This window comes from Mariniradius saccharolyticus AK6 (assembly GCF_000330725.2).
In the GTDB taxonomy this organism is placed as follows: domain Bacteria; phylum Bacteroidota; class Bacteroidia; order Cytophagales; family Cyclobacteriaceae; genus Mariniradius; species Mariniradius saccharolyticus.
In genome coordinates, this window is record NZ_AMZY02000020.1 from 168,607 (window position 1) to 181,009 (window position 12,403).

11 protein-coding genes are annotated in these 12,403 nt (G+C 49.6%); all 11 read left to right on the forward strand.

Going from position 1 to position 12,403, the window contains the following annotated elements; translation table 11 throughout:
• Positions 1–100 precede the first annotated feature (100 nt).
• Genes C943_RS19225 through C943_RS19275 form a run of 11 tightly spaced genes read left to right on the forward strand, consistent with a single transcriptional unit; the run spans position 101 to position 12,401 of the window.
• A complete protein-coding gene (locus C943_RS19225; RefSeq protein ID WP_008631261.1) occupies positions 101–541 on the forward strand; it encodes a division/cell wall cluster transcriptional repressor MraZ in 441 nt (146 codons plus the stop codon).
• Positions 542–543: 2 nt separating this feature from the next.
• Positions 544–1,449 (forward strand): 16S rRNA (cytosine(1402)-N(4))-methyltransferase RsmH, encoded by a 906-nt coding sequence (gene rsmH, locus C943_RS19230; RefSeq protein WP_008631263.1) that lies wholly within the window; start codon positions 544–546, stop codon positions 1,447–1,449.
• Between the two features lies 1 nt (position 1,450).
• Positions 1,451–1,828, forward strand: a complete 378-nt coding sequence (locus tag C943_RS19235) for an FtsL-like putative cell division protein (protein WP_008631264.1) — start codon at positions 1,451–1,453, stop codon at positions 1,826–1,828.
• Positions 1,828–3,933, forward strand: a complete 2,106-nt coding sequence (locus tag C943_RS19240; protein ID WP_008631265.1) for a penicillin-binding protein — start codon at positions 1,828–1,830, stop codon at positions 3,931–3,933. The genes C943_RS19235 and C943_RS19240 overlap by 1 nt, the downstream gene beginning before the upstream one ends.
• Complete coding sequence (locus C943_RS19245) at positions 3,934–5,397, forward strand: UDP-N-acetylmuramoyl-L-alanyl-D-glutamate--2,6-diaminopimelate ligase (protein ID WP_008631266.1); 1,464 nt, start codon at positions 3,934–3,936, stop codon at positions 5,395–5,397.
• A gap of 1 nt (position 5,398) precedes the next feature.
• Entirely contained in the window at positions 5,399–6,610 is a 1,212-nt protein-coding gene (gene mraY, locus C943_RS19250; RefSeq protein ID WP_008631267.1) for a phospho-N-acetylmuramoyl-pentapeptide-transferase, read from the forward strand.
• Complete coding sequence (gene murD, locus C943_RS19255) at positions 6,611–7,963, forward strand: UDP-N-acetylmuramoyl-L-alanine--D-glutamate ligase (protein ID WP_008631268.1); 1,353 nt, start codon at positions 6,611–6,613, stop codon at positions 7,961–7,963. It begins immediately after the preceding gene.
• Positions 7,963–9,135, forward strand: coding sequence for an FtsW/RodA/SpoVE family cell cycle protein (locus C943_RS19260; protein WP_040481450.1), 1,173 nt, complete (start codon positions 7,963–7,965; stop codon positions 9,133–9,135). Before murD ends, C943_RS19260 begins: the two co-directional genes overlap by 1 nt.
• 14 nt (positions 9,136–9,149) lie before the next feature.
• Positions 9,150–10,262, forward strand: coding sequence for an undecaprenyldiphospho-muramoylpentapeptide beta-N-acetylglucosaminyltransferase (gene murG, locus C943_RS19265; protein WP_008631270.1), 1,113 nt, complete (start codon positions 9,150–9,152; stop codon positions 10,260–10,262).
• Positions 10,259–11,656, forward strand: a complete 1,398-nt coding sequence (gene murC, locus C943_RS19270; RefSeq protein ID WP_008631272.1) for a UDP-N-acetylmuramate--L-alanine ligase — start codon at positions 10,259–10,261, stop codon at positions 11,654–11,656. The genes murG and murC overlap by 4 nt, the downstream gene beginning before the upstream one ends.
• Positions 11,646–12,401, forward strand: a complete 756-nt coding sequence (locus C943_RS19275; protein ID WP_008631274.1) for a cell division protein FtsQ/DivIB — start codon at positions 11,646–11,648, stop codon at positions 12,399–12,401. Before murC ends, C943_RS19275 begins: the two co-directional genes overlap by 11 nt.
• Positions 12,402–12,403 lie beyond the last annotated feature (2 nt).

Sequence of the window (12,403 nt, forward strand, 5' to 3'; positions counted from 1 at the left end):
TGGATAGTTTTAGAAAAAAGTGGAGAAAAGTGGGGGAAAGTGGTAGAAAGTGTTTTTCCTTTTCTTACTTTTGTAACTACTGTAAACTCAAGATAAGCCCATGGGAATTTTCAGCGGTCGATATGAATGCAAGGTGGATCCGAAAGGACGTCTGGCATTGCCTGCCCGGATCAAGGCGGCAATTCCGGATTCCAACGGGGATACTTTGGTTCTGCGCCATGGAGACGATGGATGTCTTGCGTTGTACCCCCATGTGGAGTTTAACAAACTTTTAAATCAAGTCAATTCACTTTCCGACCGTGATCCACTGCACAGGAAGATCAAGCGGGCGTTTTTTGAAGGAATGACTGAGGTGGAGTTGGACAGCGCAGGACGTTTTTTGATTCCCAAGACTTTTCTACAGGCGGCAGGCATCGATAAAGATGCCTCGGTCAACGGGATGGGTAGCTATGTGGAGATTTGGAATCCCGACAAGTACACCGCCAACAAAATCGACGACAACGACGAGCTAACGACCTTGATGGATCAAAATATTCTCTGACTATGACGATCCATGAGTACCATATCCCCGTGATGCTAGACCCCTGCATTGAAGGATTGGCTATTGACCCCAACGGAATTTATGTCGATCTGACATTTGGGGGAGGCGGACATTCACGGGAGATACTCAGCAAATTGGAAAAGGGGCATTTATATGCTTTTGACCAAGATATCGACGCCGAGGAAAACGTCCCGGATAGCCCCAAGATCACTTTCATCCAGGCCAACTTCAGGGATTTCAAAAAGTACCTGAAACTCTACGGTGTAAGGGAAGTCGACGGGATATTGGCCGATTTGGGGATTTCGTCCCATCAGATTGACGAGCCGTCCCGGGGATTTTCGACCAGATTCGAAGGGAAACTGGATATGAGGATGGGCGGAGATATCAAATTGACCGCAAGGGAAATTCTGAATACCTACGAGGAGTCTCGGCTCCACAAGATATTCGGGATCTATGGGGAAGTCAAAAATGCCCGCACCTTGGCACAGGCGGTAGTCTCCCAAAGGGTCATCAAGCCATTCGAGACGACTACCGAATTCAAGGCCTTTTTGCAGCGATATGCGCCAAAGGGAAAGGAATTCAAATACTTCGCACAGGTATTCCAAGCCCTCCGAATCGAAGTCAACGATGAGATGGGTGCCTTGGAGGACATGTTGACCCAAAGTGTGGATGTGTTGAAGAAGGATGGCAGACTGGTGGTAATGAGCTACCATTCGCTTGAGGACCGGATGGTGAAGAACTTCATCAATAAGGGAAAATTCCAGGGTGAAGTAGAGAAGGATTTCTTCGGAAACCTGATCAGGCCACTTGAACCACTAACAAGAGGTGCCTTGGTGGCCGATGAAAACGAGGTCAGCCAGAACCCCAGGGCAAGGAGTGCAAAACTTAGGATTGCAAAAAGAAACTAGGATGAGCCAAAATACTTTCAAGAAGAAAATTCAGGAAGGAACCTCCCAAAAGGGTGGCGGGAAAAGCATCTTTTCCCTCATCGAAGAAAAACTCAACGTGACGGGAGTGTTAGGCGAAGGGATCCCGGTGCAGTATGCCCCGCCCATCCTGTATGTGGCTTTTGTAGCGCTGATCTACATCTGGAGCAATCACCGCGCGGAGAACATGATCCGGAAGATCGAAAAAACACAGCAAGAGGTGGAGGATATCCGCGCGGATGTAACCACCCTTGAGGCAGAATACATGCTCAGCAGCAAACAGTCAGAAGTAGCCAAAAAGACAGCTCCCTTGGGCATCGTCGAAATCAAAGAACCACCGGTCAAAATCATCGCCAAGTAGTGAATATCAAACGTTCCATAGTACTGCGTGTCAGGGTCGCCTTTTTGGTGGTGGCTTTGTTTGCTGGGGCAATCTTCTACAGGATTGTCCATTTGCAGTTTGTGGAGGGTGAAAAATGGCAGGCCAAATCCGAGACGATCAACTTTCAGTACCGCCAAGTCAGTGCGACACGTGGCAACATCTATGCTGCTGACGGAAGCCTGCTGGCAACGAGTTTGCCTTTCTACCGGGTGGTGATTGACCCGATGGTCGCAAAAGAGGACGTATTCGCCAAAGGCATCGATTCCTTGGGATTGATGCTCTCGGCTTTTTACAAAGACAAATCAGCCGAATCCTATCGCCGCATGATCAAAGATGCGCGCTCAGGCAAGAAGCGCTACCTCATCATCAACAGGCAGCAGATTGGGTACCAAGACATGCAAAAAATGTCCAGGTGGCCCATTTTCCGAAATGGTCGCATGGGTGGCGGAGTCATTTTTGAAAAAGTGGAGAAACGCTACCGTCCCTTCAACAACCTCGCCAGCCGGACAGTCGGATTTGTCAACGAGGACAAATATGGGGTCGGAATAGAATACAGCTTCAACGAATACTTGGAGGGCCAAAATGGGAAAGCACTTTTCCAACGGATCGCGGGCGGATCGTGGAAGCCGGTTTTCGACGCCGAGGATGTGAAGCCGGATGATGGCTATGACATCCTGACGACTTTGGATGTCAATATCCAGGATGTGGCGGAAACCGCATTGCTTCGGCAACTACAGGCCAAGGAAGCGGCATTTGGCTGTGTCATCGTGATGGAAGTGGAGACAGGGCATATCAAAGCCCTGATCAATCTCCAAAGAAACAAGAACGGGATCGGCTACGGTGAGAACTACAATTTTGCCATCGGCGACCAAGGATTGACTGAACCGGGATCTACCTTCAAGCTTCTGTCCATGCTGGCATTGCTGGAAGAGGGCAAGGTGAATCTTCAGGATTCCATCGATACCGGTAATGGCAGGTTCAAGTTTTACGACCGGTACATGAACGACTCGAAAAAGGGCGGCTATGGCAAGATTACGGTCAAGGAAGCTTTTGAGAAATCCTCCAACGTCGCGATCTCCCGTTTGGTAGAGCAGCATTTTGGGCATCAGCCGAGCAAGTTCATGGCCTACGTACAGGAAACAGGTCTTCATCAGCCATTGAGTTTCCAGTTGAAAGGTGAGGGCATCCCCTATTTCAAAACTCCAGGTCAGAAAAATTGGTACGGTACGACCCTGCCGTGGCTATCGATTGGGTACGAGGCAAAGCTTACGCCATTGCACACTTTGACCTTTTACAATGCCATCGCCAACAATGGAAAGATGGTGAAGCCGATGCTGGTAAAGGCTGTGGCAAGGGGAAACCAAATACATGAGCGCTACGACTCCGAAGTGTTGCGAAAAAGCATCGCTTCATCCGGAACGATCGAAAAGTTGCAGCAACTGCTGGAGGGAGTTGTGCAAAATGGAACCGCCAAAAACATCTACACCGATGAGTACAGGATTGCTGGCAAGACCGGTACGGCGCAGAAACTGATAGATGGACGGTATACTCAAAGGTATTATACCTCTTTTGCGGGATATTTTCCAGCCGACAATCCGAAGTATTCTGCGATTGTGGTGATCGACAGTCCGCAGGGATTTGCAGCTTACGGTGGGGATGTCTCGGCCCCGGTTTTCAGGGAAATCGCCGATAAGATCTATGCGCAGGATCTTCAGCTCAACAAAAAGGAAAACGAAAAGACCTATTTGGCAAATGCCACTTTGCCCTATATCCAAGCAGGCAGAGTAGATGAGCTTCAAATGCTTTGCAACAAGTTTGGCATTTCCAACCATGTCGCAGGTGAAGCGGCGGACGGTTGGGTCAAGTCCGTTCCCGTCAATCGCTCCATACAGTGGAAACCGAATAAGACAGAAGCTCCGGTTGTGCCGGATGTGACAGGGATGTCGCTTCGGGATGCTTTGTATGTGTTGGAAAACAAAGGAATCAAAGTAGTCTACCAAGGAAAAGGCAGGGTCAAGGGCCAATCCATCAGTCCGGGTACACCTGCGAACAATGCATATCTGATAAATCTAGTATTAGGGTAAATGAAGGCACTGAAAGACATATTGTACAAAGTATCCCTGACCTCGACCATTGGAGACATGGAAGTGGGCGTGAGCGATATTGTCTTTGATAGCCGCAAGGTCGGCTCGGGGTCTGTCTTTGTAGCCGTTGCAGGCACGCAAGTAGACGGTCACTCCTTCATTTCCACAGCTCTTGAAAAAGGAGCAAAAGCCATCGTTTGTGAAAAACTGCCGGAATCTTTGCAGGAGGGCATCACCTATGTGCAGGTACTGAATTCCGCAAAAGCACTCGGCATCATGGCTTCCAATTATTATGAAAATCCATCTGAAAAGTTGAAGCTCGTGGCGGTGACTGGTACCAATGGTAAAACCACCACCGTCACGCTTCTTTATCAGCTTTTCATCGAAATGGGATATAAAACGGGCCTGCTTTCCACGGTGGAAAACAGGATCAACGACCAAGTGGTACCCGCCACGCACACGACTCCGGATGCACTCAGCATTCAGGTTATGCTAAAGCGGATGGTGGAGGAAGGGTGCACGCACTGCTTCATGGAGGCGAGTTCGCATGCGATCGTGCAGGAGCGAATGGCCGGTCTGCATTTGGCAGGAGCGGTATTCACCAATATTACCCATGACCATTTGGATTACCACGGAAGCTTTGACGAATACATCAAAGCCAAGAAAAAACTTTTTGACGAGTTGCCAAAAGACGCCTTTGCACTGGTCAACGCTGATGACAAGCGTGGGCCTGTCATGCTTCAAAACACCAAAGCCCAAGGCTTGACTTTTGGGCTCAAGTATCCGGGCGATTTCAAGGCCAAGATCCTATCCAATACCATCGACGGTCTGGAATTGGACATCAACAACAGACAGATATGGTTTAGGCTGATCGGACAATTCAATGCTTATAACCTACTCGGAGTGTATGCCACGGCCGTGCTTTTGGGGGAGGATGAAGAAGAAGTACTGATGCAGCTATCCAAAGTGGAGGGTGCCCAAGGGAGATTTGACAAGATCTCGCTCTACGGCATCACAGCCATTGTTGATTATGCCCATACACCAGATGCCTTGGAAAATGTGCTCAAAACCATTCAAGGTGTACGAACAGGCGGCGAACAGGTATTGACGGTTGTTGGCTGCGGCGGAAATAGGGATAGGACCAAACGGCCCGTGATGGCGAAGATTGCCACCCAACTCTCCGACAAGGTGATCCTGACTTCTGACAATCCAAGGGATGAAGAGCCGATGGCGATTCTGCGCGAAATGGAGGCAGGGGTAAATCCGGTCGATATGAAAAGGACGCTGATCATCGAAGACAGACGGGAGGCGATCAAAACCGCAGTCCTGATGGCAAAAAAGGGTGACATTATCCTGATTGCAGGCAAGGGTCATGAGACCTATCAAGAAATCAAAGGTGTGAAACATCCATTTGACGACAGGCAGGTGGTGAGGGAAATGCTTCATTTAATGAACAAGAACTGATATGCTATACCCGATTTTTGACTATTTGGACAGCGTTTTAGATGTGCCCGGCACGGGGGTGTTCCGCTATATTTCCTTCAGGGCGGGGATGGCAGCGCTATTTTCGTTGATCATCACCATCACTTTTGGAGCCAGCATCATCAATTGGATCCGAAAAAAGCAAATAGGCGAGACGGTAAGGGATTTGGGTCTAGAGGGGCAAGCCGCCAAAAAAGGAACCCCCACCATGGGTGGTATGATGATCATCGCAGGCATAGTGATACCGACGCTTTTATTTGCCAATCTCAACAATGTATACATTATCCTGCTCCTTGTTTCCACGATTTGGTTGGGGACAATTGGGTTTTTGGACGACTATATCAAAGTATTCAGGAAGAACAAGGAAGGCTTGGCAGGCAGATTCAAGATCACCGGTCAGATTGTGATTGGAATCATTGTGGGCGTTACGCTTTATTTCCACGAGGATGTGGTGGTGAGGGAGTTCATGAATCCTGTTTCCATTGAGGAAGGCATTGTGGATACTCCTGCCTACAAGGATGTGAAGGTTGCTAAGACAACCATACCATTTACCAAAAACAACGAGCTCAATTATGAGAACATTCTCGGGTTTTTGGGAGAGGACTTGACGCCGGTTTTGTACATCCTGCTTGTCATTTTCATCATCACGGCAGTTTCAAACGGTGCAAACATTACCGACGGCATAGATGGATTGGCTGCCGGGACCTCGGCCATCATCGGCCTGACGATCGCCATTTTCGCTTACATCAGTGGCAACGCCATTTTCTCCCAATACCTCAACGTGATGTTCATACCCAATTCGGGAGAGCTTGTGATTTTCTGTGCGGCCTTTGTCGGTGCCTGCGTTGGGTTTTTGTGGTACAATGCCTTCCCTGCACAAGTCTTTATGGGTGATACGGGCAGCCTGATGCTGGGCGGTGTGATCGCCGTGTTGTCTTTGACTTTGAGAAAGGAACTGCTCATCCCGGTGCTTTGCGGGATTTTCTTGGTGGAAAATCTCTCAGTCATCATGCAGGTGAGCTATTTCAAATACACCAAGAGAAAATACGGGGAGGGCAGGAGGATTTTCCTGATGTCCCCCCTGCACCACCATTACCAAAAGAGGAATATCCATGAGGCCAAGATCGTGACACGTTTTTGGATTGTGGGGATTCTACTGGCCATTATCACATTGGCAACTTTGAAATTGAGATAAATGCAGAAACTGATCGCCATACTGGGAGCTGGAGAAAGCGGAGTCGGGGCAGCCTTGCTGGCCACGCGGGAAGGCTTTGCCGTATGGGTTTCCGATATGGGCATGATCAGTCCAGCGAGAAAGGAAATGCTTGTTTCGGCCGGAATTCCTTTCGAGGAAGGAGGACATTCTGAAGAGAAGATTTTGGCAGCTGTGGAAATCATCAAGAGCCCGGGCATTCCTGACAAGGCTCCCTTGGTCAAAAAAGCCAAGGAAATGGGCATTCCTGTCATCGATGAGTTGGAGTTTGCTTTCAGGTATTCCAAGGGGAAAGTCATCGCCATCACCGGAACCAACGGAAAGACCACTACGACGCTATTGACTTACCATTTATTGAAAAAAGGTGGCTTGGATGTCGGCTTGGGCGGAAATGTAGGTGAAAGCTGGGCAGGACAATTGGTCCATGGAGACAAAAAATGGTGGGTCTTGGAAACGAGCAGCTTTCAAATCGACGGCTTCAAGTCCTTTCGTCCTGCCATCGCGATCTTGACAAACATCACACCCGATCACTTGGATCGGTATGAATACAAACTGGAAAATTATGTTGCCTCCAAGGCCTCCCTGTTCAAAAAAATGGAAGTAGCGGACGCAGCCATTTTCTGGGAAGACGACGAATTAATTCAGACGGGACTGGGGAAGGTAAGTATGCGGGCCACTTGCTACCCCGTTTCGCTGAAGCATCAGCCTACTGTTGGAGGATACTTTGATGGCGACACCATTCAACTTCAAACAGGGAGCAAAAACCTCAAGCTCAATCCTGAGGAGATGGTGCTCAAAGGAACGCACAACATGCTCAATACCATGTTTGCTGCCTCTGCGGCCTTATTGGCAGGTGTGTCAGCGGAGGCGATCCGTGAGGGATTGGCAGATTTCCAAAATGCCGCACATCGGATGGAACCTGTTGCCACGATCGACGGCGTCGCATTTGTCAATGACAGCAAAGGTACCAACGTGGACGCGACCGCATATGCCTTGGCCTCTTACAAGCAGCCAATCATTTGGATTGCAGGCGGGATTGACAAGGGCAACGATTACTCAGTCTTGTACCCCACCACCGACACGCAGGTCAAAATGCTGATTTGCCTCGGTGTGGACAATGAAAAACTGAAAAAGGCATTTGGGGGCAGGATTCCCCAAATCAAAGAAACCCAGGATATCCGGGAGGCCGTGGCTTGGGGATTGGAATATGGAAAAGCGGGGGACGTGGTGCTCCTTTCTCCCGCATGTGCAAGCTTCGACTTGTTCAAAAATTATGAAGATAGGGGCAATCAGTTCAAAGCCGCTGTGGAAGCAATCAAACCTTCAGCATCATGATGCAGGATTTTAAAAATTGGATAGACAGAAACCTCAAGGGCGATCCCATCATTTGGGGAATCGTGATCATCCTGTCTATCATCAGCATCGTGGTCGTGTATTCGGCGACAGGTTCTTTGGCCTATAAGAAAAGTGGTGGTGATACAGAGAAATACCTGCTGGACCATTCCATCATGATTGCCCTCGGGCTATTTGTGATGTGGCTGGCACATAAGATTCCCTACAGATTCTATGGGATCATCGGCAAGTCGCTCCTCTTCGTGTCTGTTCCATTGTTGTTGATTACCTATATTTTCGGATCCTCCATCAATGAAGCGAATCGTTGGCTCACCATTCCGGTCATCAACCGGGCATTCCAGCCTTCTGACATTGCCAAACTGGCGCTCATCGCCACCTTGGCCTCGCTGCTTGCCAAAAGGCAGAAGAATATCGATGACTTCAAAAATGCTTTCCTGCCCATGATCGTGGTCATCGGCTTGGTCTGCGGACTGATTGGACTCGCCAATATGTCCACGGCGATCCTCCTGCTGTCCACCTGTCTGTTGCTCCTGTTCATTGGAAGGGTGCCCATGAAATACATCGCCATGGTGATCTTGGTCGGAGCCTTGTTTTTGACTTCTGCGGTCTTTCTCGGCCAACGGGGCAGCACGTTTTTCTCCAGGATCGAGCGCTTCATGGATGCGGATGAGATCCCTTTCCAAGCCGAGCAATCATTTATTGCTATTTCTACCGGCGGCATTGCCGGAAAGGGACCAGGCAAATCAGAACAGAGAAACACCCTTCCGCACCCATATTCAGACTTCATCTACGCCATTATCATTGAGGAATATGGCATGATCGGCGGCGCGACGGTACTCTTCCTTTACCTCGCTTTGCTCTATCGCGGGATGCGGATTGTAGCATCTTCGACCAAGCCTTTTGGGGGCTTATTGTCGGCGGGTCTGAGCTTTGCGCTGGTACTGCAGGCGATGGTCAATATGGCCGTGGCTGTTGGCCTCGGACCGATCACAGGGTTGCCATTGCCCTTGCTCAGCATGGGCGGTACATCCTTGATGTTTACAGGATTTTCCATGGGAATTATCCTGAGTATCAGCAGGGGCGACCATCAGGATTCTGCCGAGGCAGTTTCGGAGGGCGGAAATAAATTGAGAAAATCATTTCAACCGGCTTAGGCCAAAAAGATAAAGTGTCCAAGGCAACACAGACATATCGAATCATGATCAGCGGCGGAGGTACCGGCGGGCATATCTATCCTGCCCTTGCCATCGCCAATGCTTGGAAGGAAAAATATCCGAGCTCTGAGATTCTTTTTGTCGGTGCTGAGGGAAAAATGGAAATGCAGAAAGTACCGGAGGCAGGCTACAAGATCGAGGGCTTCAAGGTCGCCGGCTTGCAGCGAAGCCTCAGCCTCTCCAACCTGAGTTTTCCATTCAAGCTGTTGGGAAGCTTGAGAAGAGCAAAGCAGCTGATCCGGGAGTTCAAGCCAGATGCGGTGGTGGGAGTCGGTGGATATGCGAGTGGACCGGTCTTGTACATGGCACAGTCCAATAGTATTCCGACGCTGATTCAAGAACAAAATTCCTATGCCGGCTTGACCAACAAGATATTGGCAAAAAAAGCCAGGAAAATCTGTGTAGCCTATCCGGGCATGGAGAAGTTTTTCCCTGCCACCAAGATCATCTACACCGGCAATCCAGTTAGGAAGGACATTTTGGATTTGTCGGGAAAGAGGGAAAAGGCCTTAGCCCATTTTGGGCTGAAGCAAGACAGAAAAACCATCTTGGTTTTGGGCGGAAGTCTTGGAGCGCGCACGATCAATCAAGCAGTGGTGGCCGAGATGGAAGCATTCGAAAAGAGCGGCTATCAGGTGCTTTGGCAGTCGGGTAAATTTTATTTCCAGGAAATGTCTGCGAAAGTGCAAGCCTCAGGACTTGCACATATCCATGTGAGGGAATTCATCAGGGAGATGGATTTGGCCTATGCTGCGGCGGATGCGATCGTTTCGAGGGCAGGCGCACTCTCGGTCTCTGAGATCAGCCTTGTCGGCAAGCCGACGATTTTCATCCCCTCGCCCAATGTGGCCGAAGACCATCAAACCAAAAATGCCATGGCTTATGTACAGGCTGGCGCTGCGGTTCTTTTGAAAGACGTGGAAGCCGTAGGAAAGCTGAAGGCAGCAGTTGATGGGCTTTTTTCCCAAGGTGAAAAGGCCCAAGAAATGGGCAAAAACTTGAAAAAACTGGCCAAACCAAATGCGGCCACAGAAATAGTCAGTGCATTGGAAAGTATCCTCTCATGAATATCGGCAATCTCCATAGCGTCCATTTTCTCGGTATCGGTGGTATCGGCATGAGTGCTTTGGCCCGTTGGTTCAACCATGTCGGGATCAAGGTCTCTGGCTACGACAAGACACCGTCGCCATTGACAGAGGCCTTGGAGGCAGAGGGCATGCAGATCAGCTTTGAGGACAAGATGGAGACCGTGCCAGCGAGGGTACTGGAGGATAAGAACCATGTCTTGATCGTGTGGACTCCTGCGATGCCAAAGGATTCCACCCAACTGAACTTCTTCCAGTCGCAAGGTTACGATATCAAAAAACGCGCAGCGGTTTTGGGCTTGATCACTGCCGACCTGCCGAGCATTGCCGTGGCAGGTACACATGGCAAGACGACGACGTCATCCATGGTGGCGCATCTGCTGAAGTCAGGGGGAAAAAACATCGCTGCCTTTCTCGGTGGTTTGACCCAAAACTACAACAGCAACCTCATCCTCCATGATGAAGCAGGAGGTCAGCCCACTGTGGTAGTGGAAGCGGATGAGTTTGACAGGTCATTCCTGCACCTACATCCAAACACCGCGGTCGTCACGAGTGCAGACCCGGACCATTTGGACATATATGGCGATCCGGAGCACCTGTTGGAGGGCTTCAGAAAGTTTGTGAATCTGCTGCCACAAGGGGGAAATCTTTATATCCATTCCAAGGCTTTTGAAAAACTTGGCTTGGGTCGGGGGGAAAGGTTCCAAATCCAGCAATACGGAATCCAATCCGGCGAAATCCAAGCTAGGAACATTCAGCCGGGTCCGGCTTCATTCAGCTTTGATTATGTCGGCAAAGGGAAAAATATAGAGGGTTTGAAACTGTTTATGCCGGGATTCCACAATGTGGAAAATGCCTTGGCGGCGGTATCGATTGCCTTGGATTGGGGGATTTCGGAGGAGAGAGTGCGGGAGGGACTCGCCAGTTTCCGTGGCGTAAAAAGAAGATTTGAGATATGGGTACAGGAGGATGACAGGGTGTTTATCGATGATTACGCCCATCATCCGGAGGAGATTCGGGCTTTTTTGGGCTCGGTGAAGGCCATGTACCCAAGCAAGAAATTGACTGCGGTGTTTCAGCCGCATTTGTTTACGCGGACCAGGGACTTTGCCGAGGGCTTTTCAGAAAGCCTTTCGATAGCAGACGAGGTCGTATTGCTGGAGATATATCCGGCGAGGGAACTCCCGATCGCGGGAGTGAATGCATCGATGCTGCTTCCTGCCATTACTTCCCCAAGGAAGTCATTGCAGACAAAGGAAAACCTGCTCAGGTACCTCAGTGAAAACCGACCGGAGGTGTTGGTGACCATCGGGGCCGGGGATATCGACAGGCTGGTAGGTCCCATCGCAAAATGGATGAAGGAACATGAAAATTAGGATCAAAAAATCATTGGTTTTCACGGCGCTCAGCTTGGTGCTGATCGGCTTCATTGGCTTTGTGGAGAAAAAGGATTCCCAACGGAGATTCCAAACCATCGACGTCAGGGTGAAGGGTATTGAGGACGTGTATTTTGTGGACGAAAAGCAGGTTTTGAAGTCGATCATGGCTGAGTTTCCGATGCTATCGGCGGGACTTTCGATGCAGGAGGTGAACCTACACCAGATCGAGAAAATGGTGGAGAAGCAGGGTTTTGTCAAAAATGCCGAGGTCTTTGCCGATTTGAAGGGAAACGTGAGGGTAGAAATCACCCAACATGAACCGATGGCCCGGATCGTGAGGCCAACCGCAGCGGACGGATACATCTCCACAGAGGGAGTGATTCTGCCGACCTCGCCCACTTATACTTCGCGGGTGATGACGGTAGAAGGGGCCTTCGCGGAGGCTTTGTTGAGCAAAGACAATATTTCGGAGAGCCATCCCGATTTGCTTGAGCTGATTCGGTTTATCCATGAGGATGAATTCTGGAGCGCGCAGATTACGGGTTTGGACATTCCCAGAAAAAACGATATCAGGTTATACCAGCAAGTTGGACGGCAAGTCATCGAGATCGGTGACGCGACCGATTTGGAGGAAAAATTCAAGAAGATCAACCTGTTTTATGAGCAGATCCTTCCCGCCAAAGGATGGAATGCCTACAGCAGGGTCAATGTAAAATATAAAGGGCAGATAGTTTGCGAATAATA